The following is a 25,365-nucleotide window of genomic DNA, read 5'->3' as shown; positions in this document are numbered from 1 at the left end:
GATCACGTCCGAGCGGTGCGGATGAGCTTCTTGTTGGCGAACTCGTCGATTCCCGCCTGGCCCAGCTCACGGCCGAAACCGGACAACTTGACCCCACCGAAGGGCAGTTCCGCGCCTTCGAGGCCGACGCCGTTGATGAAGACCATGCCCGCCTCGATCCTGTCGGCGACGCGCAGCGCCTGCTCGGCGTCCGTCGTGAACACGTAGGAGCCCAGCCCGTACGGGGTTCCGTTCGCCAGCTCGACGGCCTCGTCCTCGGATCCGACCCGGTAGACGGTCGCGACGGGACCGAAGAGCTCCTCGGCGGCCGACGGCGACGTCGGCGAGAGGCCCGTCAGCACGCCGGGCGGGAAGTACGCCCCTTCGCGCTGCCGTGCGGCGACGAAGGTCGCCCCGTCGTCGACGGCTCGCTCGACCTGTTCCTCGACGTACTCGGCGGCGGCGACCGAGGAGAGCGGCGCCAGGCCGTCGGTCAGGGTGAGCACCTTCTCGGTGAACTTGTCGAGAAAGGCGTCGTAGATGTCCTCGGCGACGATGAAGCGCTTCCCGGCGTTGCACGCCTGACCGGCGTTCTCGAATCGAGCCTCGACCGCCGCCTGGACTGTGGCGTCGAGGTCGTCGGTCGACAGCACGATGAAGGGGTCCGAGCCGCCCAGTTCGAGGACCACCTTCTTGAGGCTGCGCCCGGCCTTCTCGGCGACCTCCGCGCCGGCCCGCTCCGAACCGGTGAAGGAGACGCCCTGCACGCGGGGGTCCGCGATGGCGCGAGCGATCTGCTCGCTGGTGGCGTGGACGTTGACGTAGCAGCCCTGGGGATAGCCCGCGTCCGTGAACAGCTGCTGGAGAGCCGCGGACGACTCCGGGCACTGCGACGCGTGCTTGAGCACAATGGTGTTGCCCAGTGCGAGGTTGGGTGCGGCGAATCGAGCCACCTGGTAGTACGGGTAGTTCCAGGGCATGATCCCCAGCAGCACGCCGACCGGCTGGCGACGGATGAAAGCGGAGCCCTCTCCCTCCAGAAGCTCGATCGGTTCGTCGGTGAGGAACGTCTTCGCGTTCTCGGCGTAGTACCGGTAGATCGAGGCGCTGAACTCGACCTCCGCGACAGCCTCGTCCACCGGCTTGCCCATCTCCCGGTGGATGATCTCGGCAAGGTGCCCGCTGCGCTCGCTGTGCAGGGTGGCGACGGTGTTCAACAGCTGGGCGCGCTGTTCCACGGAAGTCTGCCTCGACCAGCGCGCGTAGGCGTCGGCCGCCGCGTCGAGCGCCGCGTCGACGACCTCGTCCGTCGCCGTGGGGTACTCCTTGACCAGCTTGCCGCTGGCGGGATCCACCACCGCATACACGTGCTTCTTCGCCATACTGACTCCTTGTCGGTGTTCCGGGTTCATGCGGGGGCCCCGGTTGCCCGGGCCGGGTTCGCGTCCGAGGCCGCGTTGTGGTCGTGCAGCGCGCGGTAGGCGCGGAAGTAGACGAATCCCTGGGTGCCCCAGGTCGCCAGCGCGGCGGTGTAGAAGATCGTGCGGTTCGCGTCGTCGAACGGCAGGGGGAAGAAGTCGTACGTGATCGCGATGGTGGTCGCGGCGGCCGTGACCAGTCCCGTCCAGATCGCAGGCCCCTTCGCGCCCGCGTCCCAGAGCCGCTTGGCGAAGTATCCGAGGAAGACCGCCGTGAGGAGATTGACGACGATGTAGAAGGCGGCGACCCAGAACGCGATGCCTCCGGTGTGGAGATCCGCACCGTGGAACTGCCGGAGGAACAGGCCGGCCACGATCGCGACTCCGAACACGCCGACATCGACGCCGACGCTCGGCTTGTAGCGATGAGTGACCTTCATCAGGCCCATGACCAGGATGAGCGTGATGCCGACCGACCTGGAGAACGCGTCGAAGAAGTACGCCAGGTCGTAAAGGACGCTGTCGCTCTTGGCTCCGGACAGCGACCAGAGCAGGAAGTTGCTGCCCGACGTCGCGACGACCATCCACTCCAGGCCCAGGAGGTAGTTGCCGTACCGGCGGATGAACTTCCAGCCGTAGAAGTAGCCGGCGAAGATCATCCACAGGTCGGCCAGCAGGAACAGCGCTTCTCTCATCGCGACGCCCCCTCGCGGACGTCACGGGACAGGAGGGCGGCGACGCGTTCGGCGGTCCGCTGGCCCGTCAGAACCGCGCCGTTCATGGTGCCGGCCCATTCACCGGCGGTTTCGGTACCGGCCCAGTGCACGCGCCCGTGGGGTGTGGACAGCGCCTTGCCGTGGCTCGTCGTCGCGTAGGGGGCGACGGCGGGGTTGGGGCCGCCCGGGGCGAACGGCTCCGCTCCCCAGCAGTGGTCCACATAGTCGATCGGGGAGCGGGCCTGGGGACCGTAGAGGTCGGCGAGCTGCTGGACGACCCGGTCGCGTCGGGTCTCGGGGCTGAAGCCGTCGAAGACGCGCGGGTCGCAGAAGGCCATGAGGACGCCCGGTCCGCCGGGGGCGGGGGACACGTCGAAGGTGATGAACACGGTTCCGGTGTCGGTCACCGCTTCACCGGAGAAGCCGTCGGTCCGCCAGAACGGCTTGTCGTAGGCCACGAATGCCTTGCTCAGCACGCCCATGCGCCAGGTCCGCGTGAGCCCTTCGCCCTGCTCGGACATAGCGGGCTCGAAGGTGATGGCGGCGCGATGCGCCGGCGAGGCCGTGACGATCGCGTACCGGGCGCGGATCTCGCCGGAGTCGGTGTGGACGGTGACGCCGGTGTCGTCCTGCGTGATGCGGCGCACCGGTGTCTCCAGGCGCACGCGGTCGCCGAGCCGCTCCGCCACCCGCTTGGCGATCTCCTGGGTGGTCTCGACGAACCGGTCCTGCTGCTGGCCGCCCTCGACGTCCAGCATGTGGTCGAGTCCGCCCGCCGAACGGATGTAGCGCAGTGCGTGCAGCAGGGAGACGTCTCCCGGGGTGCAGCCCCACTGCACCTTGCTGATGACGGTCATCAGCGCACGGGTGCCGGGCAGCGCGTTCTTCCGGTCGAGCCACTCGCCGAACGAGATGGCGTCGAGCCGGCCGGCCCCGGGCGTCTCCCACGCGGCGTCCACGTCGATGGTCGCGACCAGCTTGTTCACCGCCGTCTGCATGCGGGCCATGTCCACCAGGGCCGCGGGTGAGACTTTGGGGATGGTGCCGCGGTAGGTGCGGCGCCGGCCTGCCATCCACAGCACGTTGCGGCCCTGGTTGTACTGGGCGGTCGTGGTACACCCCACTCGGCTCGCAAGGTCCCGGACGGCGGTGTGGCGTCGTGCCACCCACGTCGCTCCGAGGTCGACCTTCACGCCTGCCACCTCGCCGGAGAGCGAGCGCCCTCCGACCCGGTCGCGGCCTTCCACGACCAGGACGGACCGCCCCGTGTTCACCAGTCGTTCGGCAGCGCTCAGGCCGGCGAAGCCGGCACCGACGACCACGACGTCGACCGTGGTGCTCCTGGAGCGGGGCTCATGAGATCCGGACATGGCTTCCTCCTTCACCTACGCGGTTCGCGTGCTGCGAGATGTACTGCGTGACGGGGTCGACAAGGGCCTCGGGAAGGTGATGGCCCATGCCCGGAATGACCACGTGCTGGGCCGAGCGGATCGCCTTCAAGGTCGCTTCGCCGCCGCTCGGGTCGACCAGCAGGTCCCGGTCGCCGTTGATGACCAGCGTCGGGGCGGTGATCCTGTTCAGCTGGGCCGTCCGGTCGCCGGAGCGCTGGATCGCCTGGATCTGGCGCGCCACGCCGGCGGCCGGATCGCCGGCGCTGCGGTCCCAGCCGCGCGCTGCGAGGGCCGCCTCGGCCGCGTCGTCGATGGGATATCCCGTGCCCGCGATGTGCCGGGTGAGCCGCAGGTGGGCCCGGACCGCCGCGGTTCTGGTCCGCGCCGGCGGGGCGGCGAGGAGCCGGATCGTCGAAAGCGCCGGCTGCCCCACCTTCTTCGACCCGGTGGTCGAGTAGACGGAGGTCAGCGACAGAACGCGCTCGGGCGCCGTGGACGCGATCGTCTGCGCGATCATCCCGCCCATCGAACGCCCCACCAGGTGGACCCGCGAGATCCCGAGATGGTCGAGTACGCCGAGGGCGTCCTGGGCCATGTCGGCCAACGCGTAGGCGTCGCCGCGCGGACGCCCGGTGAGCTGACGCCACAGCCCGGGAGGGGGAGCGGCGACGAACGTCGACTGCCCGGAGTCGCGGTTGTCGATCGCGACGACCCGGAAGCCGCGGGTGACGAGTGAGCCGACGAACGAGTCGGACCAGAAGGTGAGGTCCTCGCCCAGTCCGGCGATGAGCAGCATCGCCGGGTCGGCCTTGTCGCCGAAGTCCCGGAAGCAGATCCTCATCCCGGACGGCAGGGTCGCGTACCGGTCGACGCTCTCGGCGCCGCTCGCCTCAGGCATGGGTCGCTCGCCTCCCACCGGGCCGCCACGAGGCCGCCCGACCGGTGCCGAACTCGAGGTTCTCGTCGGCCACCGGGCCGCGGAGGGCCTTGGCGTCCTCGGGGTAGGACATCGCCATCCGCCAGGGCTTCTCGGGGCCCTGCCTGGGCAGGAGCTTCTCGCCGCGCTTGGCGTACCCGGCCTGAAGGTCCATGACGGGCCTGCGCTGCGTCCCCGACGGCGCGACCGGAACCACCGTGTCGTATCCGCGGGCGTCCATGTGCCGGACCAGGTCGATGAAGTAGCGACACATCAGGCTCACCTTGAGCGTCCACGACGAGGTGGTGTAACCGATCGCCATCGCCCAGTTCGGGATCCCGCTCAGCAGCATGCCGCGGTAACAGAGGGCGTCCGCGATGTCGACCCGGCGCCCGTCGACCACGATGGGCATGCCGTCGAAGAGCTGCAGGTTCAGCCCCGTCGCGGTGACGATGACGTCGGCTTCCAGCTCCTCGCCCGACGCCAGGACGATCCCGCGCTTGCTGAACCTCGCGACGGCGTCGGTGACGACGGAGGCCTTGCCCTCCTTGATCACGTCGAAGAAGTCGCCGTCCGGCGCCAGGCACAGCCGTTGGTCCCACGGGTCGTACGGCGGGTTGAAGTGCTTGTCGACGTCGAATCCCTTGGGGAGGCGCTTGATGTTCTCGCGCCGGATCAGCGCTCGCCCGGCCTTGGGGAAGGTCCGCAGCCCCTTCACGACGGCATGCTCGGTCCAGATGTTCTTGAACCGCGTCACGGCGTATCCGCGCTCTTCCCCGAGCAGCCTGGTGAGCGCCAGGGCGATCTTGTCGACACGGGGGAGCGCCATGATGTAAGTGGGGGTGCGCTGCAGCATCGTCACGTGCCGTGCGGCGCCCGCCCCGGAGGCCATGGCCGGCACCAGCGTGATCGCGGTCGCGCCGCTGCCGATGATGACGACCTTCTTCCCGCTGTAGTCGAGATCCTCCGGCCAGTGCTGCGGATGAACGATTTGGCCCTCGAAGTCGTCCCGCCCTGGGAACTCCGGGGAGAACCCCTCGTCGTACCGGTAGTAGCCGGTGGCGGCGAAGACCCATCCCGTGCGGATCGTCTTGGTTCGGGTCTCTCCCGTGGCGGGGTCCGTCGTCTGGACGGTGAGGGTCCACCTCGAGTCCGCTGAGGACCATTCCGACCGGACGACCCGGTGGCGGAGCCTGATGAGGCGCTCCAGGCCGTTCTCCCCGACCGTCTCCTGGAGGTACTCCTTGATGAGGGGAGCGTCGGCGATCGCGGCTTCGTGGCGCCACGGTTTGAACTCGTAACCGAATGTGTGGAGGTCGGAGTCCGAGCGGATGCCGGGATAGCGGAACAGGTCCCAAGTGCCCCCGATGTTGTCGCGCGCTTCCAGCACGACGAGCGACTTGTCGGGCAGCTCTCGGCTGAAATAGGTGGCCGCGCCGATCCCGGAGATCCCTGCTCCGACGATCACCACGTCGAACTCCTCGACGGCGTCCAACACCTCAGCTGTCATGGCGTTTCCTCGCTGTTCCTGTGGCGGTTGCCTCACTGTCGCCAGCCACGACCGCCGGCGAGAACGACAGCGGGCACCTGCTTCGCCCGGGCCCGGTGCACGATGCACAAGCCGGTCGCACCGCTGCGTCCATACGGTGGTCGACAGCATCCGAGGCGACCTCGTTCGAAGCCTCGCTCGGCTTTCGAGGAGCAGGGCGCCTGGGCGGCGTCCGCGCGGCGGCCTGCCCTTCCGCAGCCATTGCGGCGGTGAAGTCGGCGTGATAGAGGTTTGCCTCCTGCTGTTTAGTGGCACTAAACACCTCGTCGCGGTCGTGCGCTGAGGTCGAACCCGCTGTCGTCACGACCCGCCGCGCGTCGGGACCCACATCCGTATCGAGCCGGGCAGATCGCGGCTGTCACTCACGCGGTCGACGTGAGGAAGCGACGAGCAACCCGGGTCTCGCTCGGGCCCACGTCTTCTCAGGGCTGAGCCGGAGAGGCAGAAGCCGGATCTCCTCGCCCCGCTGCTCGGGAGCCGCTCCAGCTCGCTTCGCGTGGGTGTAGCGCCTCACGCACTCCTTCATCCACCCATGACGAGCCGACATCGGCTCGCGAGCCGAAAGGTGGTCGAGATGGCCGACCTCTCCAAGACAGGGCACGTCGAAGCACCCGGCGGTCAAGCGGGATCGGGTAACCCGCTCGACCGTGGACTCGGTGTGTCGCAGATCGTGTTCATGGTCGTCGCCGCGGCGGCACCGCTCGGGCTGGTGGCCGGCGGGGTGCCGCTCGCCTTCGCCGTGAGCGGCAGCCCGGGGATGCCGCTGTACTTCGCGCTGTCCACCGTTCTGCTGCTGATTTTTGCGGTCGGCTTCACGCTGATGGCCGGACGCGTACGCAACGCGGGCGCCTTCTACGCCTACGTTCAGGCCGGGTTGGGCCGCATACCTGGTCTCTCCGCCGCGACCCTCGCGCTCTTCTCCTACACGCTGCTACTCGTCGGGGTGAACGCCTACGTCGGCGTCGCGACGAGCAACGTCATCGAGCGGTACACCGACGCCGGCTCCCCGTGGTGGTTGTGGGCACTCCTCTCGCTGGGCATCGTCGCCTTCCTCGGTTATCGCGACATCGAGCTGAGCGCCAAGGTGCTCGGTGCCGTGCTGGTACTGGAATCCCTGCTGCTCCTGGTCATGGATTTCGGCATCGTAGGCCACGGCGGCGCCCATGGCCTGACGGCCGAGTCGTTGTCGCCCTCGATCGTGGGAACCGGCTCCCCGGGCCTGGGTGCCATGTTCGCCATCTTCGGGTTCATCGGCTTCGAGGCGACGGCCGTGTTCCGTAACGAGGCGAAGGACCCTGACGCCACGGTCCCGCGGGCGACGTACGTCGCGATCCTGGTGATCGGGGTCTTCTACTCGTTCACCGTGTGGGCGATCGTGGTGGGTGCCGGCGTCGACGCGGTGATCGGAGCCGCGCAGGCCGACCCCGAGGGTCTGGTCCTCTCACTGACGCAGAGCTACGTCGGATCCGTCTGGGCCGACGTGATGCAGGTGCTCCTGATCACTAGTCAGTTCGCCTGCGTACTGGCCTTTCACAACGTCGTGACGCGCTATCAGTTCGCGCTGTCCCGGGCCGGAGTGCTTCCGGGGCCGCTGGGCGTCGTCCACCCGCGGCACCGCGCGCCGTCGGCGTCCTCGGCCGTGTCCTCAACGGTCGCGTTCGTCACCACGCTCGTCGTCGCCGCGCTCGACCTCGACCCGATCGGGGACCTCTACGCCTGGTTCTCAGGCGCCGCCACCCTCGGCATCGTCCTGCTGATGGCGGCCACCAGCCTCGCGGTGATCGGCTTCTTCCGGCGCGTCGACGAACGTCAGCCGGTGTGGCGCACGGTCGTGGCCCCGGCCGTGGCGTTCCTCGCCCTGGCCTGTGTGGTCTGCCTGATGGTCGCCAACTTCCCGCTCCTTGTCGGCACCACCGAGGGCGCCTGGGTGATCGGCGGGTTCGTCGCCCTCTCCGCCGTGGCCGGCGCGGTGCAGGCCCTCGTCCTGCGGGCGCGCCGACCCGCCGTCTACGAGCGGCTCTAGGTAGACGACTACTGGACGTTGTGACACTCCGATTCTTCGGCCACAGCAGAGATATGGTGCCCTTCGCTGTAACAGCAGCAGGACCGCCAGGCACAGCATCGCCTGGCAGTCCTGTGCCGCGGCGAGGAAGGCATCGGGCATGTCGCGCTGACCTGACGCTACTGCCGGATCAGCCGCGCCTGCTTCTGCAAGGGCTGCGCCGCCGACGGGACGAGGGCCTCAAGGGCCTGCGGGACCGCTCCAGCGAGCCCGACCCCTCCCCACCGATGCCGACGTCGGCAATGAGATTTTCTACCTGCGGCAGCACCCTCGACGACGACCGCGGTGAGAAGGACAGTGGGCACCTGCTTCGCTCGGAGCCGGTGCACGTTGCACCTGGCGGTCCGCGCCGTCGATCCCATGCGGTTCTCGACAGTCGAGCGCCGCCTTGGCCGAGGCCTCGCCGGCGCCTCAAGAACAAGGGTTCGAGGCGGCGAAGAGCACCGATGGCGGGCAGGCGGAGGCGGAGCTCCCGCACGGACGCGGCTACCGAGCGGGAGATGCAGTCACCCAGCCTGGGCCGGTCCTCGCGCGACGCGCAGGAGTGGCGGCGACAGGACCCACAGGACCTCGCTCACCGTCGTACCCGGATTGTCGAACTGGTGAAGCGTCTGACCGGAGAATGAAGTGGACACGCCGACCGACAGTATCCGAGTCTCGCCTCCGACGATGAGACGGGTCGAGCCGCTCAGTCCCATCGCGAAGATGGTGGTGGTGTCGAGCCGATAGGGGCCACCCGTCCCCCCGCCTGGTTCGATCACCGAGCGGAAGACCTGGAACGCGGTGGTATCGGCCGACGTGAGCAGGTACTCGGCTACGCCGTCACCGCCCATGTCGATCCGGCTTCCGCCCTCCACGACCTGCTCATCCGGGTAGGCGAACAGTTCGCCGACCCCGATCTGCAGCACATCGCAGACGCGCAACAACGTCGGGACGGACACGTTGGTGAGACCACGCTCCAGCTGACTCAGGAAGCCCTTGGTGACATCTGCCTGATGCGCGACTTCCGTCAACGACAACCCGCGGCTGAGCCTGATCGCCCTCAGTTGCGCCCCTGCGGATGCTTCGAGGGCGGAGGACTTCTTGGCTGCTCTGCCGTCGCGTTCGATGGACATGGTGTGCTCACCGCCCGTGCAATGGTCGAGGTCGTGTGCCCATCGGGTGACAGGCCGACTCAGGCGGGCCCCCTCCGTGACACGAGGCTAAGGCATGCGCGTCACAGGTGGCTGATGATCCTCCAGGGGGCTTCGCTGCCGGACCTCTTGCAGCGCCTCCGGCGGCGTGGTAGACCTGCCGCCGGTTTAGTCACACTAAACACCACACTCTTGGAGCTCCATGCATGCCGTTGTCTCCCGAGGCCCTGCCACGCCCGTCGAGGTCGTGGTGCCGACCTTGCCGATCCGTGGACGGGCGAAGTCAGGGTTCGCATCACCAGCGGCGAGCGTCTGTCACTCGGAGGTTCCTCCCGTCCGAGGAGGCAGGGAGGTGCCGATGCCTTTCGTCTCCGGACGCGGGGGATCCGGTACGGCTGGGACGAGAGCGTGTGCACCCATGATCGTCGTCGCGCGATGCGCGCCTCTCGCGAACTGTCCTTCGGCTGCGTCCGGGTCGGCATGCGCGTTCCGCATGCTTCGGGCATGCCGCACAGCAGCTTCCGTAACCCGGGGCACAGAGAGGACACCGCGGTGTACGGCCTTGCGGAGTACGTGCGGGTCAAGCGCGCCATGGGTTACCTCGGCGTCGACCCACCACGAGTGCAAGGCGGACGATGACCGGATTCGGCGTCTCCGGCCCGTCGAGCGCACGGAGATCTCGGGGGCGGCAGCCGCTGCGGCACGGTGGCGGCGACCGGACGCCTCTCGCTTCAGCAGGCGGGCCGACGACCATCGCCTTGGCCGTCGGCCATGCCATCAAGGGGTCCTGCGACCGCCTGTGGCACGGCATGTCAGGAGCGTCCGCCTCCAAGGATCAGGGGGACACTGAAGACATGGAAGAGCTGTGGCCCGCGCCCTCCCGCGAGGTCGCTGAAGTGATCAGGTCACTGTGTCAGCGCCTGCTTGTCGAAACGGACTCCCTGGTCGACGCCTTCGCAAGGCCCTCTCTCGTCGCCCAGAACGATCCTGCGCTCCTCGCGGACGCATCGCTGGTCGAGGAGGATCTCGCACTCAACCGATCTGACCTGGTCCAATGGCTCACCGCAAACGTTCAGCAACCGGGGCGGAGAGTAGAGCCCTACGTCGGCCCGAGGACCACGGCGTACATCAATGATCTCGTCTCCCGAGGCATTGCGCCCGACTTCGCCGTTGCCTGGCGCGTGGCACTGGGGATCGGCTGGCGGCGATGGCTGGAGGAGTGCGTAGCGGACTGCGCCGACCCCGATCTTCTCGTCGGGGTCCTCGACGTGACGGCGCAGTCACTGGTGCAGTACGCCCTCGACTCGGTCGCGGCCCTGCGCCAAGCCGGCCTCGCCGCGGCGATGGGCCGTACGGATGCTGAGGGAGTCGCACTGATCCAGATGATCGCCAGCGGGGCACCGATGCCGGAAGACCTCGCCGAGGGGCGCCTGCGCTACCGGATGGCGCGGTGGCACGTGGGCCTCGTCCTGTGGATCGATGATCCTCAGCAGGCCGATGCCCTGAACGAGGCGATCTCTGCCGTGCGTTCCACCGCGGGCGGCCGGAGCGCCCTGGTGGCGCGTGCCAGCGCCACGTCGCAGTGGATCTGGCTCTCGGGAGAGGCCGTCCCGGACCTTCACCACGTGGAGAAGGCCCTCGCGGCGAGTGACGACGTTCGCGCAGCAGCGGGAAGGCCGGGACGCGGACTCGGAGGATTCCGGTCCAGCCACCAGGACGCCCTCGCTGCACAGGCGCTGGTCATCCGGCTCGGTTCCGACCGGCGCCTCACCGCCTACGCCGACGTCGAACTCATCGATGCGCTCACGAAGGACCGGGCCGGTGCGCGCCGGTTCGTCATCAATACTCTCGGGCCGTTGGCCGACGCCGACAGGGCACTACGTCAGGCACTCCTCACCTATGTGCAGTGCGGCTTCAACACCACCCGCGCGGCCGCCAACCTCTACGCGCACCGCAACACCGTCGAACGGCGGGTCTCCCGCGCCAACGAGCTCTCGGCCGTGAAGGTGGAGGACAACCCGACCCACGTGGCGGCGGCGCTCCTGCTCCTGGACCTCGCGCCTGACATCGCGGCGATCGTTCCGAGCTGAGCTCACACCACGCAGTCTCGGCGCTCAAGCTCGCTGACCCTGGGAAGAGCCCGGAAGGGCGGGCAGGGCAGGGGTGGGCAGGACCTCACATGCGCCCCGGACGGGGCCCAGCAGTCGGACTGCCGTCGCCAGCGACCTTCCTGCGGTCCGCCCTCGAAGACGGCTCGTTTCGTCCTCTGCCGGTGCGGGAACGCAGCATTCCCAGGAGACTCGGGAAAGGTCCGCAGGCTCGGGATTCCGACGATCGCGGACCGGGTCGTTCAGGCAGCGCTGAAGCTGGTGCTGGAACCGATTTTCGAGGCCGACTTCAAGCCGGTCTCCTATGGATTCCGGCACCGACGGCGGGCCCAGGACGCGATCGCCGGGATCCACTACTTCGGCACCGGGGATACCGAAAGGGGGCTTCGCGACCCGGCTCTCGGCCGGTCCAGAGGCGGGCTGACCAGCAAGATCCACCTGGCGTGCGACGGCCGGGGCCGTCCCCTCGCTTTCGTCGTCACCCGCGGCAACACCAACGACTGCACCCGGTTTCACCTCCGTGGAAGCGATCTGGGTGCCGCGGATCGGGCCGGGGCGGCCCCGTGTCCGGCCCGATCGCGTCCTGGGCGACAAGGGCTACAGCTCGAAAGCGATCCGCACCTGGCTCCGCCGTCGCGGTATCCCGCACACGATTCCCGAGCGGGCCGACCAGGTCCGTAACCGTGCCCGGCGCGGCAGCCGAGGGGGCCGCCAGCCGGCCTTCGATATGAGCGCAAGGACACGACCGGCCTGTGCATCGTGCACCGCCCTCAGCGGAAGCAGGTGCTCAGCGCCGTTCTCCCCGCGGCCGTGGCAGGCGACAGTGAGGGACGAGGCAACCGCCACAGGCAAGGTTCGGTTTCGCCGGGCACCGGGTCGTGGGCGCGCCGACCGGGGCACCCAAGGGAGTGACGTTGAGCAATAAGGCTGTCATTGCGGGTCTCGGTGCCACTGGCCGGGCCATCGCTTCGTCCTTGCTGCAACGCGCGGACGTGGAGATCGTCGGAGCAGTGGACCAGGACCCCCGCGTGGTGGGTCGAGACCTCGGAGTGCTCCTCGGTGGCGCCGCGAACGGTGTCGTCATCGTGAGCGACCCGGCCGACCTGCCCGCCGCCGACCTCGCGATCGTGGCGACCGTCTCGGATCTGCACAGGGTGGCCGGTGTCCTGCTGCCGCTGCTGGAGCGTTCGTACAACGTCCTGAGCATCTGCGAAGAGCTGGCCTATCCATGGCAGAGCCATCCCGACCTGGCCCGACGGCTCGACGACACGGCGAAGGCTCATGGAGTGACTGTCCTGGGCAGCGGGGCGAACCCGGGCATCCTGATGGACACCCTTCCTCTCCTGCTGACCGCACTGACCCAGCGTGTGGAGAGCGTGCGCATCCGCCGACGGACGAACATGTCACGCTACGGCGCGATCCTGTCGAAGTTCGGCCTCGGTTTGACCACAGAGGAGTTCGAGAAGGCTCGCAGCCGGGGCGAGGTCGTTGGCCACTACGGCTTCGAGCAGGCCATCGGAGCGCTCGCGGCGGGGCTCGGATGGGATCTCGACTCGGTGGACGTGGGAGAGGTCGAACCCGCCGTCGTGACGACCTCACCCCGCGTCGGGGACCACCTGCGTATCGAACCAGGACAGATCTCGGCCGTCACTCATGCCGCCCGCGGCGTGCTCAACGGCGAAGCGGTGATCGACCTGGAGATCACGTTCGGGTTCTTCGAGCCGACCGACGAGGTAACCACGGGCGACGACTACCGGATCGTCGGAGAGGAGCAGGTCATCGACCTTCGTTCCTCCGCGGGCTTCGATTCCTTCCTCAGCACGATCGCAGCGGCGGTCAACGCCGCCGCCGCGGTCGTCGAGGCACGACCCGGCCTCCTGTCGATGGCAGACCTCCCGGCTCGCTCGGTCGCGGCCAAGGGAGAACGCCGAGCATCCCAGGCCCCGCTCGGAACCACCACTTCCCAGAACTGAGACGGAGGCACAGAAGACGGAAAGCCTCCTGCTCGCCGTCTTCACACGTCTCGCCGAAGAGACGCCCGCCACGGTTGATCTGCTGGACGGGAACGAGGGCTTGCGGCGTGTGCCGAGCAGGTTTTGACGTGAAGCATGCAGTAGGACAGACCCCCACCTAAGGAACAGCATGAGGACCGACGACACGAAATACAGCAGCTTCACCGGCTGGATCGACCGGCCGGACGACGTGCAGCCCGCGCTGGACGGCGATCTCACCTGTGACATCGCCGTCATCGGCGGCGGCATGGGTGGCATGGCGGCTGCGCTGCGCCTCGCGGAGCGCGACCAGGACGTGGTCCTGCTGGAGGCCGAGTTCTGCGGATACGGCTCGGCCTCGCGCAACGGCGGTCAGATCGCCGGGGCGCCGGGTGGTGACCTGCGGATGCTCAGCCTCCAGTCCCCGAAGAAGGTGCCGGCCATGGTCAAACTGGCGGAGCACGCGGGCCACTACGTGGAAGACCTCATCAAGACGCACGGCATCGACTGCGACTATGTGGCGAACGGCCTGGTGTGGGGTGCGGTCTCACCCCTCATGATGCTCAGGGTGCGCACCCAGGCGGCGGTTCTGCGCGCCTTCGGTGGGCAGGGGACTGTCGGCAGCAGAGAGGAACTCGGCCTCCCTGCCGGCTTCGTGGGCGGTATGCGGGAATCCATCGGCGGGATGCTGAACCCGGGCAAGCTCGCTCGTGGTGTGCGTCGCGCGCTGCTCGCCTCCTCGGCCAAGGTCTTCGAGCAGTCGCGGGTGAGCGATGTCCGCCGGACAGGCAGCACCGTCGAGCTCACGACACCGCATGGCACCGTCCGGGCCAACAAGGTGGTGCTCGCGACCAACGTCTACGGCGGCGAGTGGGACATCTGGCCCAAGAACCTCGCGACGCCGCTGTACGTCATCGAGATCGAGTCGGAACCCATCGCGCCCGAACGGCTCGCCGCACTGGGCTGGACCAGCCGGTCCGGCATCATCACCCAGCACCAGTTGATGACCCACTACCGGCTCACCGAGCGCAACACCATCGTCTGCGGGGTCCGCCAAGCGCAGCGAGGCCCGACCTTCCCCCTTCCGGACCGGGTCCCGGACCCCATTGTCGTGCAGGACATGGGGAAGGACCTGGCCAATCGGTTCCCGTCGCTGTCCGACGTGGCCATCGAGCGGGCCTGGGGCGGTTGGATCGGCATCAGCCCGGACTGGCTGTCAATTGCCGGGCAGGTGGGTGACAACGTCTTCTACTCGATGGCCTGCAACGGCCACGGCCTCTGTCAGGTGCCGTACGTGGCCCATCAGCTCGCCGACTACATCGTCGACGGGGAGATGCCGGATGACCTCGCCGGCATCTGGTCGGACGCCTCGAAGTACTCGCCGTCGATGTCGCTGCTGCTGCAGCCGCTCGTCCTCCGAGCCGTCTGGGGGATCGACCGGTTCAACGACTTCTTCAACGGCAGCAAGACGCTGGCCAGGCGGACGCTCCGTCGTCGCAGGCGCGGGAACTCCTGAAGGCTTGGGTGGCACCTGATCTGTGCCGACGTGGTGTGAGATCACCACCCGCTACGACAAGACAAGACCGCCGAGTCCTACGAAGCAGCCGTCGCCCTCGGATCACTCCTGGTGTGGGCCTGACATTTGACGACAGAACCTACTGATCTTTTCGTAAGTTCGGTGGGTGTGCTGGGTGGATGGTCAGGCCGGTGTGGGCGAGGAATGACCATGGCAGTTGTGGGTTGTGGGTTGTGGGTTGTGGTTGATGCGGTGGATGCCTTGTTCGGTGGCATCGGCGACATCGGCGAGGTGGTCGCCGGCGGGTGGCGAGTTCACGCTTCTTGAGCGAGGACCACAACAGTTCCACCGGGTTCAGCTCGGGAGCGTAGGCGGGTCATCGCTCCAGGGTGAGCCAGTCCTGCTCGGCGACCCAGGCGCGCATCGCCCGGCTCCAGTGGGCGGACAGGCCGTCCCAGACCAGCACCACTCGCTCACCGGGGTAGAACACCTTCACCTGCTCCAGGACCTCGATGAGCCCGGCGGTCTCGTAGTTGCCGGGCTTGAGGTGGAAGCACAGACGGGCCCCACGATCGGGGTCGGTGGAGTGGTAGCCCAGCCCCGGCCATCGACGCCCGCTTCCAGTTCAAACGGTGCCGCAGGAGCGGAGTCCGCCCTCGGGGCGCGTAGGTGCGGCGGATCTGAGGCAGCAGGGAGACGCCTGATTCGTCGAGGAAGACGATCCAGGCACATGTGTTCGCGGCCCCCTTTTGATGCGCGGCCACTCGTGCGCGATCCAGCGGGCGATCTCGGACTCGTCCCGCTCGACCGCGCTCCGTTCAGGACGTTGCAGGCCATCCTCACGCTGGAGCGCCAACGCTGAAGAAGCTCACTGCGCCGAGTCCTTCGGTCCTCGCGTTGCCCGTGCCGAGGAAGCGGCCCAGGACGCACGGCGTGACGGTGCCGTCGGTCATCACCGTGGCCCGGCCGTCCGCGCAGCGCCCGCACAGGTCCTTGGTACTGGGGACGTGTACTTTGCCGCGGCCGACGCTGCGGACACGGTCGACGTTCACCGTGCGGACGCCGAGCGTGAGCAGGTCCTCGCGGGCCTCCGCGGTCCGCTGGCCTCCGAACACCTCGACGATGCCGACCTGGAGCGGGATGCCGCGCTGGACGGCCTGGATGATGTTCGCTCGGGTCGCAGCGTGCGAGCCCTTCCGGCCGGTGACCTGCTCGTGTTCCTCCGCCACGTCGCTGTAGTACGACGTCGCCAGGGACACCTTCGGATGCTTGGACAACTGCCAGTGCTCCAGCTTCACCCGGTACAGGTTGCTGTAGACCTGCACGGCGAGCCCGAGGGCCAGGGCGCGGTGGACCAGGTCTTCTCAGTCCGGGTGCATGGTCGGCTCACCGCCGATGAACTGCACTTTCTTGACGCCGATGTAGGCGGCCTCGCTGATGAGGCGCTTCCAGTCGTCGGTGGTCATGCTGCCGTGCCCTACGGTGGGGCCGGCCTTGGCGTAGCAGAGGGACGGGCAGGCGAGCTGACACTTGCCGGTGATCTCCAGTTCGAGGAGCTCCGGCACCGCCGGACGGGCCGTGCTCGGGGCTGCCCGGCACGGGCGCGGTCCGCAGGTCCTCGGGCAGGCTGATGTCTTCCGGTGCGTACGTGCCGTCGTTGAAGTAGCAGGCCCATATGGCCTCGCGAGCGGCGTTGATGACGAGGCGGCCACGGCCCGGTTGGTGCCGAGCGAGAGCGCGCTTTCGTCCGGTGCGGCCGCTTCCGGGCCGATCGCCAGGAACTGGTCCTTGAGGCGATGTGGCGGCCGCGCTGATGGGGTGGACGCGGCCGCCGGGTGGGTTGTTCAGCAGGTCTCCTCGAGCTTCACGGAGTAGATCGCGACCCGCAGGACGCTTTCGCCGGACGTGCCGGGCGCCGGGTCCTGGCTGCAGACCTTCCAGTTGCTGTTGAGGAGGATCATGCGTCCCTCGGGCGAGGCGTCCTCCTCGTTGACCATGAAGCCCTGGCTGCGCAGAAGGCTCTGTGCGTCGGCGTGGTTCATGCCGACGACGTCGGGCACGTCCGGGACCTCCGGCTCGGCCTCCTCGGCCGTCGCCTCGACGACCTTGGGGGTGCTCTCGGCCGCCGCCGGAGCCTTGCTCTCAACCGGCGTCGGAGCCTTGCTCTCAACTGGCGCGGCCGGGGCGGTCACGGTCACGGTCGCCTGGGGCTTGGCGTCCGTTACCGTGCTGCTGTCCTTGCCCGCGTTCGCGACCCCACCGATGACGACGAGGACACCCACGCCGATCCAGAAGCCCTTCCGTTTGTACACGGGCTTCTTCGAGGACGGCGGGGTGTAGAGGCTGCTCATGAAATTCCTTGATGAGAGATGAGATGAAGGGGCGACAGCAGGTCAGTTGTGGATGACACGGTCCCATCCCCCCTGGTATGGGCGCTGATGGGCTCGGCCGAGTCAGCGGATGACGCCGACTCAGCCACTGAGGTTGATCCGGTCGACGCGGTCACTCCAGACGCCCAGTCACGCACCGCGGTGGCGGATGCGACTCTGGCCGCCGACCGGCTGACGGTGGTGCATCCGCGGACGCATCAGGATCCTCACTCGCGCGCCCAGCGTCCTCCAGAGGTTCCAGGATCCCATCGAGCAACTGCTGTACATCGGGATCGAAATCGGTCAGGGTCACCTCGACCTGCGCAGCACACAAGCATCTTTAACACGGCAGGTGCCTGCAGTCCGCCCATTACGCGGAATCACACGGACACGAACCTGCTTTCCTGGCACGAGACTCGGCACTCCCGGGCCGTGTGCGGTGCCGGGCAGCACAAGCGCGGCCCGTGGACGGCCGTTGTCAGTGGCGGCTGTCAGGATCTGCCGTCATGGGTAAGCGGCGAAGTGCTACCGAGGTGGCTGCAGTTGGGGCTCGGCTGAAGGCCGAGTTCGTTTCCAACCTGTCCAGCCCTGGTATGGCGCTGGAGGCCATGCCGCTGTCCTCCACGGACCGGTGCCAGTGGAGATGCTCGGCGGAAGGCTGCGGTCACCAGTGGCCCGCCCGGTTGCAGTTTCGCACCCGTAGCGTCAAACCCTCGGGGTGCCCTGAGTGCTGGAAGCGCCGCAATCGGTCTCCCGACCCGGGAGAATCGCTCGCCGAGCTGAATCCTGCGCTGGCACGGCAGTTCCGCCGCAACCTCAGCCGTCCCGACCGTGGCCCGGACACCCTGCGCCCGCAGTCCCATGACCTGTGCGAGTGGGAGTGCGCTCAAGGGCACTTCTGGCCGGCGACACTCGCCAACCGCACCAATGGACGCGGCTGCCCGGACTGCAACGGGCATGGCCGCTCCCCGTTCGAATGCAACGTCGCCATGCTCGTCCAGGCCGCCTCCAGGCTCAGCGTGGAACTGGACCACCGCCTCCGCCTGCCCGGGCGCCGTCAGGACCGCTTCGACCTGTACCTGCCCGAGCCAGCCCCGGGCCTGCTCATCGACCTGGACCCGGAATAGACCCACAACAGGCCAGGAAGCCTGGAACGTGACACCGCCAAAACCGCGGCAGCACTCGCCACCGGACTCGACGTGGAACGCATCCGAAGCCGCGGGCTGCCGCCCCTCCCGGTGCCCGGTCTGGCCCACAATGAGGCCGGGCCGGGGGTGAACCCCGAAGACTGGGCGGAAGCGGTGGGTGCCGTACTGCGACGCCGCGGCCTTTCCTGGCGACAGCTCACACCGGCCGCGGTCACCGCAGCGCTCACCAAGGGCGCGCAGCTGTGGGAGAGGGCCGTGGCCGGCCCCCGCGGTGTCGGCTGTGGACGTGGCGCCGCACCTGGAGGAGGAGTTCGTAGTGAACCTCACCAACCCCGGCAAGGCCCCTGACCGGATGCCGCCCGGCTGCAACGACGTGTGTCTGTGGCGGTGCCGGAAGCCGGACTGCGGCTACGAATGGAAGGCCGTACTGAACAGCCGGGCACTTACGGGTCGTGGCTGCCGCCGGTGCGGTTACGCACGTGTGGGCGCGGCCAACAGCAGGCCCGGTCCTGGTGGATCACTCGCCGAGGTCAATCCGACGATAGCTGAGGAACTCATCGAGGTGGTCGGCCACCCCGGCTGGACCGCGTTCGACCTGCTCCCCACGTCGAACAAGACATGTCAGTGGCGGTGCCCCGAACCGCACTGCCGCTTCGAGTACCCCGCCCCTCCAAAGCGCCGCACGGGCCAGTCGAGCGGATGCCCCCGATGCGCTCGCCGACGCAGCGTCGCCGCTAGGGTGCGTCCCAGGCCCGGCAAATCTCTGCAGGACGTGCACCCTGCCCTCGCCGACGAGCTTGTCGAAGTGATCGACGAACCGAACCTGACCGCGAAGGAGCTGAGGCCGAGCTCCACCAAACTGTGCCGGTGGGCCTGCTCGAAGCCCGGCTGTCTGGGACGCTGGGACGCCACGCCCGATCAGCGCTCTCGCCGCGGTGGCACCGGCAAACGATGCCCGGAGTGCCACCCGCCGCGCAAAAGCCCCACCCAGCCATGACCCCCGGCCCGCGCCTTCTTACCGCGATGCCGGTCCTGCCGCGTCACCGCATCACGTCGCCGTCCGCCCCCGCTGCACCGGCCGGCGGGGACGGGTCGCGGGTGGTGGGGGCCGAATGCCGCCCGGTGGCCGGTGAGGGAACGCTCCAGCATTCTGATGGCGGCCATCGCCTTGTGGCCAGTGCAGGAGAGCGAGGTGGGCCTGGCCCGTGAGGGTTGCCGGGTGCGCCCAGCCCAACGCCGTTGACGAACGGCGACGGTGTCCTCCAGCACCCGACGGCGCTGACGGCCTCTGGGCCAGCCACAGTGGATCTTGGCCTTTCAAGGACCAGCCGGTTGTCCTGGTAGGGGAAGTCCTCCTGCAGCACGGCGAAGGCTTCCTTGGCGCGGCGGCCGCCGAAGCAGACCGAGGCGAGATCACGCCGTGCAACGATGATCCGGGGGAGGGGGCAGCAGTATCTGCGGGGAGCCCGCGCGCTCTACAAGGTGCGCCGACGGGACTCCACTGAAGCGGTGATCGGTGGGATCACCGGCACCGTGCGTCGGCCGCAGACGCTCGTGCTGGGCCGCCTCGGTGCGGCAGGGACCCTCCAGCCGGTCGGCCGCAGTACGCCGCTGCGGCCGGATACGGCGCGCGACCTGACCGAGCGGCTGACACCGGCAAGGCCCGGACGCCCATGGGAGGGCGTACGGTTCACGACCTCGTGGGGGTCGCGCACGCCGCTCGACGTTGTGCTGGTCGAACCGGTTCTTGTCGCCGAGATCACGGTGGACACAGCGATGGAGCGCGGATCGTGGAGACACCCGGTGCGCTTCGCCCGGTTACGGCTGGACGTCACGGTCGCTGACGTCCCGCTTTTCGGCGCGGGCACCGAGCCGGCCAGTGGGTGACCGCCTCTCCCCCTCCGCTCCCGATGCGGTACGACGGGCGTCACGGGCCGGTGAGGACGTCGTGGGTGCCGATGCGGCGCCAGATGACGTGCTGTACGCCCTGGACTATCTCGGGCCCGTACTGCCAGGTCGCCCGCCCGTTGCCGTCCCACGTCATCTCGAAGACGCTGGGCGCGCTGCGGACGCCTTTCACACGGGGCCCCGCGCGGAAGCACCCGCGCCCCTGTGCGCAGATCGTCGACAAAGGCGTTGAACGGCCTGGCGGAAGCGGCGGCGCAGTTCGGGGGCGAGGCGGTCCTTTTCGGCTGTGAAGTGGGGCAGGGCTTCGTACGTGGGCACGGCGAACTCCTCCAGAAAGCACGAAGCCCCCGGCCGGGCGGCCAGGGGCGGTGGTGGTGTTCGTGTTGAAGTGGTGCGCTGGTGCGCGCTGTTTTGCTTGTCGGAAGGGGGCGTCATGAGCGATCAAGGTTGGTACGACGACAGCAGCTGCAGGGCCGCACTCCAGCAGGCTGCGCGAGCGACGCGGTGGGGCTGGGCAGCGATCGCCGGTGTTACCGGGCTCCTCGCTGCCGTTGCCGTAGCCCTGGTCGTTGTCCTGCTGGTCGTAGCAGTTGTTCTCGGATACACGGCTGTTTCTGTGTGGTAGAGACTGCTCGACTGATCTGAAACGGACCGGGTCGCGACGATCTGAGGCGAGCCGGCGGCGGGGAACGGCTCCGCTACGCAACGTCGAAGCCAGTCGCCATCGACAGCTGAGAAGGCTCAAGGCGACAGCTTCAGTGGATGGCTTCGGGCGCTATACGTGCGCGGGTGCCTCCATGGTCGTCTCCGCCGTCGCCCGGGCGACTTGTGAAAGGTGACAGTGCGTGGGAAGTCTGTTGAAAGGCATCTCCGGCGTCCGCTGGGGACAGCTGCGCGACGCGCGACAGCTCACCGCCGGGGACATCCCGCCGCTGCTCTCCCGGATCGCGTATGGAAGCGAGGACGCTGCCCGCCTTGCGATCGATGAACTGGGGGGCCGCGTCTGCGCGTTGGGTTTCGTGGTCGGCGAGGCGACCGCCTTTACGGTCCCATTCCTTCTGGAACTCGCTGAGGCCCCCTATGTGCCCTGCAAGGCCGAGCTGCTCGATCTCCTGCAGAGCATCTACCAGACCGACAACTGGCACTCTTCGGCCGCGGCGGCTGGCGGCCCGAACCGCACGAACTTCCGGGAGCAGCCTGCCTGGGAGGCGGCCGCCAGGGAAGCCGTGCGTGCAGGCCGACCGGTCATCGAGGGCCTCGCCTCATCCATACGACCGGAAGAGGCCGAACCAGCACGGAAACTGCTGTTGACGATGGACGAGGCGCCACCGTTCCCGGACCTCTGAAAGGGAGTCGCAGGTCCCGAACCGCACAGCCTCGAAAGAGCCCAAGGGCGACGCTCAAAGATCATTGCGGGACAGGGCTTACTGGCCCTAACAAAGTCTCTGGACGTGGCGATGGGTGATCAGGCAGACGGCGAGTCCGAGGAATGCCTCGTGGATGTCGTCGCGCCGTTCCCAGCGGATGCGCAGGCGGCGGAAGCCGTGCAGCCAAGAGATCGTCCGCTCGACGACCCAGCGGAAAGTTCCCAGGCCGGTGCCGTGGGGCTGGCCGCGTTCGGCGATCACTCGGCGGATGCCCCGTTCACGAAGGAGCCGTCGGTACTTGTCGTGGTCGTAGCCGCGGTCGGCGAAGAGCATGTCGGGCCGTCGGCGGGGCCGGCCGACGACTCCGGCCACGGCCGGGATCTTGTCGAGCAGGGGCAGGAGTTGGGTGACGTCGTTGCGGTTTCCGCCGGTCAGCGACACCGCGAGCGGGATGCCCTGGCCGTCGGTGATGATGTGGTGCTTGCTGCCTGGTCATGCGCGGTCGACCGGGCTGGGGCCGCTTTTGGGCCCCGTCGTGCGGCCCTGACGTGGGAGGAGTCGATCACCGCCCGCGACCAGTCCAGCTGGTTCTTCGAGCGCAGCTTGTTCAGCAGCAGCTGGTGCAGATGGTCCCAGACGCCGGCTTCGTTCCACGCAGCCAGGCGGCGCCAGCACGTCATGCCCGAGCCGAAGCCGAGCTCCTGGGGCAGGTACTCCCACTGGATGCCGGTGTACAGCACGAACAGAATCCCGCACAAGGCCTGCCGGTCGGGCACTCGCGGCCGTCCCTCGACCTGCTTGGGCGGTGGTGCGGGCAGCAACGGCTCGATCAGCGACCACAGTTCGTCCGACACGATCCACGGCCGCGACTGACGCTTCCCCATGCCTCACCAACGAGCGATCAACCCGACAGTCACATGATCAAACCGCTTTTGTTAGAGCCAGTTAGGCCGTCTCTTTCGGATCATGCTTAGGCGGCATCCCACGCTGCTTGCAGCCCGCTGAGTTGCGCCTTGCTGAGCGCAGGCTCAAAACCTTCGGGGAACATGAGTGTGAGAGGCTGCGGCCACATGCTTTCCGGCCCGTGCTCTTCACAGTGCAGAGCCACGAGATGCGGTCCCTCCCCGCAAGCCTCGCGTTGGTAGAAGCGGTCATGCGCCTGGCAGAAGTACGAGAACGCCGTGCAGTCGTCCTCGTCCGTCGGCTCGTAGAAACCAGGATCCCGGACGATCAGTGTCACCGGTTCTTGACGGTTGAACCGGGGGATGGGCCGAGGATCGCACCACAGCAGTCGAGGAGGAAGCACGCGATCATTCTGCCCCCAGTGCGGGTTCGAGTCAGCTTGCAAACCAGAGGAAGATGCCCGAGAGATGGAGTGCTGTTCGAGTCCGGGCGATGATTCTGCCGGAGATCGCGAAGGACCCAACCGCCGAACGGTCCGCAAGTACCCGTGCTCCCAAGGCCCGGTTGCCCCGCCTCGTCGGACGGCGCCCGGACATGGCCGTCGGCGGAAGGCGGATGAGGTCGCGCCATTGATCGATGCGATGCTGCGGTCCGAGATTCTGACCAAGGGAGCAGTGGTTCACGAGCGGCTGATGGCTGAGTACGGCTTCACCGGCACCTATCAGCGGGTCACCTGAACCGCAGCGGGCTGGTGTTCCTGGGGCAGGTACTCGGCTTCGGATCGGGCATGATCTGGGTGGCGGCGCCTGGCGGCCTGGAACAAGGCCGGCGGCTGGGACCAGTTGCACCAGCTGCTGCTGACCAAGCTGCGCCCGAAGAACAAGCCGGACTGGTCGGGGGATGATCGACTCCTCCCATGTCCGGGTCGCACGCCGGGGCCCGTAGGCGGGCCCAGCCCGGTCGATCGCGCACGGCCGGGCAGCAAACACCACATCGTCACCGACGGCCAGGTCATCCCGCTCGTCGTGTTACTGACCGGCGGGAAGCACAACGACGTCACCCATCTGCTGCCCCTGGACAAGCTCCCATCCGTCGCGGGACTCGTCGGCCGACGGCGCAGGCGGCCCGACATGCTCTTCGCCGACCGCGCCTACGACCACGACAAGTACCGCCGGCTGCTGCGGCAGCGCTGATGAGGCTCGTTGAATTTGACTCTGACCGCAGTTCGGTGAAACCCCAGGTCCGCGGCACGCATGCAGGATCGTTTCCTTGCGGGGTGACCCATATGTGGTCCTCCGCTCGATCGAAGATGTGCTGTTCCCCGGAGTCGATGTTGAACTGGAGCGGCTGGCTGCCAGCCCAGAGGTCGTGCTGGTGGAAGTGGCCGCGTGCGGCCCGTAGGCCTGTTGCCCAGGCTGTGGAAGCCCAGGGAGACGGAGGCACTCCGCCTACTGGCGGACGCTGGCCGAACGACCGCTTTCTGGAAGGAAACTAGCGATACGCCTTCGCGTTCGCCGATTCTTCTGTGACCGCGCCCGGTGCCGGCGGACGACGTTCGTCGAGCAGGTCCCCGGGCTGAGCGAGCGCTACGTACGGTCCAGCGTCGGACTGAGGCAGTGGCTTCGGGTGGCCACCGAACTGGGCGGCCGGGCCGGCGAACGCCTCTGCCGCAAGCTCAGCATCGATGCCGGCCGGACCCGCCTCCTCGGCTGCTGGAGGCGCCCGAGGTGCCCGAGCGGGCACCGCGGTCCTGGGCGTCGACGGGTTCGCGTTCCGCAGGGGCCGCACCTACGGGACCGTCCTCGTCGACGTCGAGACCGGCCGCGTTGTGGACGTGCTCCCGGACCGCACCTCGGAGACCTTCGCCACCTGGCTGCGCGAACACCCTGGCGCGGAGATCATTTGCCGTGACCGCGCCACCGCCTACGCCCGGGCAATCAAGGAAGCCGCACCCGACGCGATTGAGGTGGCCCGACAGGTGGCACCTGCTCCAAACCTCTTGGCCGCAGTCGAGAAGACCTGCCATCAGCACCGCTCCTGCCTGCGCAAACACGTCGGACAGGAGGAGCCGTCGCCCGAACCTCCGGTAATCGACCTGCCCGTACCGGAGCTGCCCCGCACACCCCTCGTCGAGCGCACCCGCGCCCGCTACGCGGACGTCCACCGGCTGCTGGAGCGGAAGTGGACGATCAGCGCCATCGCCCGCCACCTCGGCCTGGACCGCAAGACCGTACGCCGCTTCAAGACCACGATGCTGGATGAACTCCTCGCCTCCGCGAAGGACTTCGGCATCCACAAGGCCAGGCTCCTGGAACCGTTCAAGCCCTACCTGAACAGCCGGTTCACCGCCGGATACACCAGCGGCACCCGACTGTTCCACGAGATCTGCGAGCGCGGCTACACCGGCAGCATCCAGGTCGTGCGCTGCCACCTCGCCAAGCTCCGCGAGGGGACGGCCGAGCCGGTCCGCGCCGACATCCCCAGCCCGCGCCGTGTCACCTCATGGATCATGCGCCCACGCAAGACTCTCACGGACCAGGAGGTCGAGAAGCTGCTCGACGTCAGGATCGCCTGCCTGGACATCGCCCGGGCCCATGACCTGGCCCGATGCTTCCGCGACTTGTTAATCAACCGCCGCGGCGGCATGCTGCCGGACTGGATCCGGCAGGCCGAGCAGGATGCTCCCGCCCCGGTCCGCTCGTTCGCCGACTTCCTGCGTCAGGACCTCGACGCCGTCACCGCCGGCCTCACTCTCGAATGGAGCTCAGGCAAGGTCGAGGGCAACGTAAATCGGATCAAAACCATCAAACGAACCATGTATGGCCGGGCCTCGTTCCGGCTCCTGAGGATTCGCATCCTTACCCGGATCTGAGCGGGCTCGCCCTTCGACC

At 68.2% G+C, this 25,365-nt stretch carries 19 protein-coding genes and 6 pseudogenes; 14 read left to right on the top strand and 11 right to left on the bottom strand.

Translation table 11 applies throughout. The features are described from left to right. Positions 1-2 precede the first annotated feature (2 nt). From RKD23_RS00395 to RKD23_RS00375, 5 genes are read right to left on the bottom strand one after another with little or no spacing between them, the layout of a single operon-like run. Positions 3-1,361: an NAD-dependent succinate-semialdehyde dehydrogenase gene (locus RKD23_RS00395; protein ID WP_424851687.1), complete on the bottom strand. Its 1,359-nt coding sequence runs from the start codon at positions 1,359-1,361 to the stop codon at positions 3-5. A gap of 26 nt (positions 1,362-1,387) precedes the next feature. Further along, complete coding sequence (locus tag RKD23_RS00390; protein ID WP_424851686.1) at positions 1,388-2,092, bottom strand: transporter; 705 nt, start codon at positions 2,090-2,092, stop codon at positions 1,388-1,390. Continuing rightward, the gene (locus tag RKD23_RS00385) at positions 2,089-3,483 is read right to left on the bottom strand and encodes a flavin monoamine oxidase family protein (RefSeq protein ID WP_424851685.1); all 1,395 of its coding nucleotides are present in this window, start codon (positions 3,481-3,483) and stop codon (positions 2,089-2,091) included. The genes RKD23_RS00390 and RKD23_RS00385 overlap by 4 nt, the downstream gene beginning before the upstream one ends. Continuing rightward, on the bottom strand, positions 3,467-4,402 hold the full coding sequence (locus RKD23_RS00380; protein WP_424851684.1) for an alpha/beta fold hydrolase: 936 nt from the start codon (positions 4,400-4,402) through the stop codon (positions 3,467-3,469). Before RKD23_RS00380 ends, RKD23_RS00385 begins: the two co-directional genes overlap by 17 nt. Then, a complete protein-coding gene (locus RKD23_RS00375) occupies positions 4,395-5,930 on the bottom strand; it encodes a flavin-containing monooxygenase (protein ID WP_424851683.1) in 1,536 nt (511 codons plus the stop codon). Before RKD23_RS00375 ends, RKD23_RS00380 begins: the two co-directional genes overlap by 8 nt. 697 nt (positions 5,931-6,627) lie before the next feature. Here RKD23_RS00375 and RKD23_RS00370 point away from each other — a divergent pair. Next, on the top strand, positions 6,628-7,992 hold the full coding sequence (locus RKD23_RS00370; RefSeq protein ID WP_424851682.1) for an APC family permease: 1,365 nt from the start codon (positions 6,628-6,630) through the stop codon (positions 7,990-7,992). A 545-nt stretch (positions 7,993-8,537) separates the two neighbouring features. On the opposite strand, the gene RKD23_RS00365 is transcribed toward RKD23_RS00370, so the two are convergent. Beyond that, positions 8,538-9,146: a helix-turn-helix domain-containing protein gene (locus RKD23_RS00365; protein WP_424851681.1), complete on the bottom strand. Its 609-nt coding sequence runs from the start codon at positions 9,144-9,146 to the stop codon at positions 8,538-8,540. Between the two features lie 872 nt (positions 9,147-10,018). Between RKD23_RS00365 and RKD23_RS00360 the strand changes: the two genes are divergently transcribed. From RKD23_RS00360 to RKD23_RS00340, 5 genes and pseudogenes are all read left to right on the top strand, one after another. Then, positions 10,019-11,254 (top strand): helix-turn-helix domain-containing protein, encoded by a 1,236-nt coding sequence (locus tag RKD23_RS00360; protein WP_424851680.1) that lies wholly within the window; start codon positions 10,019-10,021, stop codon positions 11,252-11,254. A 140-nt stretch (positions 11,255-11,394) separates the two neighbouring features. Beyond that, positions 11,395-11,638, top strand: a pseudogene (locus tag RKD23_RS00355) (group II intron reverse transcriptase/maturase); the annotation flags it as partial. 27 nt (positions 11,639-11,665) lie between these two features. Continuing rightward, positions 11,666-11,999: pseudogene (locus RKD23_RS00350) on the top strand (transposase); the annotation flags it as partial. A 151-nt stretch (positions 12,000-12,150) separates the two neighbouring features. After that, positions 12,151-13,245, top strand: coding sequence for a dihydrodipicolinate reductase (locus RKD23_RS00345; RefSeq protein WP_424851679.1), 1,095 nt, complete (start codon positions 12,151-12,153; stop codon positions 13,243-13,245). A gap of 169 nt (positions 13,246-13,414) precedes the next feature. Continuing rightward, positions 13,415-14,779, top strand: a complete 1,365-nt coding sequence (locus RKD23_RS00340) for an NAD(P)/FAD-dependent oxidoreductase (RefSeq protein ID WP_424851678.1) — start codon at positions 13,415-13,417, stop codon at positions 14,777-14,779. A gap of 839 nt (positions 14,780-15,618) precedes the next feature. On the opposite strand, the gene RKD23_RS00335 is transcribed toward RKD23_RS00340, so the two are convergent. From RKD23_RS00335 to RKD23_RS00325, 3 genes are all read right to left on the bottom strand, one after another. Then, a complete protein-coding gene (locus tag RKD23_RS00335) occupies positions 15,619-16,104 on the bottom strand; it encodes a hypothetical protein (protein ID WP_424851677.1) in 486 nt (161 codons plus the stop codon). Between the two features lie 39 nt (positions 16,105-16,143). Beyond that, positions 16,144-16,344, bottom strand: a complete 201-nt coding sequence (locus tag RKD23_RS00330; RefSeq protein WP_424851676.1) for a radical SAM protein — start codon at positions 16,342-16,344, stop codon at positions 16,144-16,146. 279 nt (positions 16,345-16,623) lie between these two features. Next, positions 16,624-17,130, bottom strand: coding sequence for a PASTA domain-containing protein (locus tag RKD23_RS00325; protein WP_424851675.1), 507 nt, complete (start codon positions 17,128-17,130; stop codon positions 16,624-16,626). A gap of 524 nt (positions 17,131-17,654) precedes the next feature. Here RKD23_RS00325 and RKD23_RS00320 point away from each other — a divergent pair. The 5 genes and pseudogenes from RKD23_RS00320 to RKD23_RS00300 form a co-directional block, all read left to right on the top strand. Then, positions 17,655-18,095, top strand: a pseudogene (locus RKD23_RS00320) (zinc-ribbon domain-containing protein); the annotation flags it as partial. A 42-nt stretch (positions 18,096-18,137) separates the two neighbouring features. Next, positions 18,138-18,275 carry a hypothetical protein gene (locus RKD23_RS00315; protein WP_424858444.1) on the top strand — a complete coding sequence of 46 codons (138 nt, stop codon included), beginning with the start codon at positions 18,138-18,140 and terminating at the stop codon, positions 18,273-18,275. 178 nt (positions 18,276-18,453) lie between these two features. Then, positions 18,454-19,293, top strand: coding sequence for a zinc-ribbon domain-containing protein (locus tag RKD23_RS00310; RefSeq protein ID WP_424851674.1), 840 nt, complete (start codon positions 18,454-18,456; stop codon positions 19,291-19,293). Between the two features lie 431 nt (positions 19,294-19,724). Beyond that, positions 19,725-20,183: a hypothetical protein gene (locus RKD23_RS00305; protein WP_424851673.1), complete on the top strand. Its 459-nt coding sequence runs from the start codon at positions 19,725-19,727 to the stop codon at positions 20,181-20,183. 866 nt (positions 20,184-21,049) lie between these two features. After that, positions 21,050-21,550, top strand: coding sequence for a hypothetical protein (locus RKD23_RS00300; protein ID WP_424851672.1), 501 nt, complete (start codon positions 21,050-21,052; stop codon positions 21,548-21,550). An 87-nt stretch (positions 21,551-21,637) separates the two neighbouring features. Here RKD23_RS00300 and RKD23_RS00295 read toward each other — a convergent pair. Continuing rightward, a pseudogene (locus tag RKD23_RS00295) lies at positions 21,638-22,455 on the bottom strand (IS5 family transposase). Between the two features lie 86 nt (positions 22,456-22,541). Next, positions 22,542-22,811 (bottom strand): hypothetical protein, encoded by a 270-nt coding sequence (locus RKD23_RS00290; RefSeq protein WP_424851671.1) that lies wholly within the window; start codon positions 22,809-22,811, stop codon positions 22,542-22,544. 604 nt (positions 22,812-23,415) lie between these two features. Between RKD23_RS00290 and RKD23_RS00285 the strand changes: the two are divergent. The 3 genes and pseudogenes from RKD23_RS00285 to RKD23_RS00275 all read left to right on the top strand — a co-directional run. Then, positions 23,416-23,664: pseudogene (locus RKD23_RS00285) on the top strand (transposase); the annotation flags it as partial. Positions 23,665-23,890: 226 nt separating this feature from the next. Continuing rightward, a pseudogene (locus tag RKD23_RS00280) lies at positions 23,891-23,992 on the top strand (hypothetical protein); the annotation flags it as partial. Between the two features lie 166 nt (positions 23,993-24,158). Continuing rightward, positions 24,159-25,346: an ISL3 family transposase gene (locus RKD23_RS00275; protein ID WP_424851670.1), complete on the top strand. Its 1,188-nt coding sequence runs from the start codon at positions 24,159-24,161 to the stop codon at positions 25,344-25,346. Positions 25,347-25,365 lie beyond the last annotated feature (19 nt).

It is taken from the genome of Streptomyces sp. SAI-170, assembly GCF_049739565.1.
In the GTDB taxonomy this organism is placed as follows: Bacteria; Actinomycetota; Actinomycetes; order Streptomycetales; family Streptomycetaceae; genus Streptomyces.
Note: the sequence above shows the minus strand (reverse complement) of the source record. Positions and strands in the feature narration are given on the sequence as shown.

Excerpts from the sequence above, each read along its gene's own strand:
- RKD23_RS00395 (WP_424851687.1), bottom strand. The coding sequence starts at position 1,361 with ATGGCGAAGAAGCACGTGTATGCGGTGGTGGATCCCGCCAGCGGCAAG.
- RKD23_RS00390 (WP_424851686.1), bottom strand. The coding sequence starts at position 2,092 with ATGAGAGAAGCGCTGTTCCTGCTGGCCGACCTGTGGATGATCTTCGCC.
- RKD23_RS00385 (WP_424851685.1), bottom strand. The coding sequence starts at position 3,483 with ATGTCCGGATCTCATGAGCCCCGCTCCAGGAGCACCACGGTCGACGTC.
- RKD23_RS00380 (WP_424851684.1), bottom strand. The coding sequence starts at position 4,402 with ATGCCTGAGGCGAGCGGCGCCGAGAGCGTCGACCGGTACGCGACCCTG.
- RKD23_RS00375 (WP_424851683.1), bottom strand. The coding sequence starts at position 5,930 with ATGACAGCTGAGGTGTTGGACGCCGTCGAGGAGTTCGACGTGGTGATC.
- RKD23_RS00365 (WP_424851681.1), bottom strand. The coding sequence starts at position 9,146 with ATGTCCATCGAACGCGACGGCAGAGCAGCCAAGAAGTCCTCCGCCCTC.
- RKD23_RS00360 (WP_424851680.1), top strand. The coding sequence starts at position 10,019 with ATGGAAGAGCTGTGGCCCGCGCCCTCCCGCGAGGTCGCTGAAGTGATC.
- RKD23_RS00340 (WP_424851678.1), top strand. The coding sequence starts at position 13,415 with ATGAGGACCGACGACACGAAATACAGCAGCTTCACCGGCTGGATCGAC.
- RKD23_RS00325 (WP_424851675.1), bottom strand. The coding sequence starts at position 17,130 with ATGAGCAGCCTCTACACCCCGCCGTCCTCGAAGAAGCCCGTGTACAAA.
- RKD23_RS00315 (WP_424858444.1), top strand. The coding sequence starts at position 18,138 with ATGCTCGTCCAGGCCGCCTCCAGGCTCAGCGTGGAACTGGACCACCGC.
- RKD23_RS00305 (WP_424851673.1), top strand. The coding sequence starts at position 19,725 with ATGATCCGGGGGAGGGGGCAGCAGTATCTGCGGGGAGCCCGCGCGCTC.
- RKD23_RS00275 (WP_424851670.1), top strand. The coding sequence starts at position 24,159 with ATGCCGGCCGGACCCGCCTCCTCGGCTGCTGGAGGCGCCCGAGGTGCC.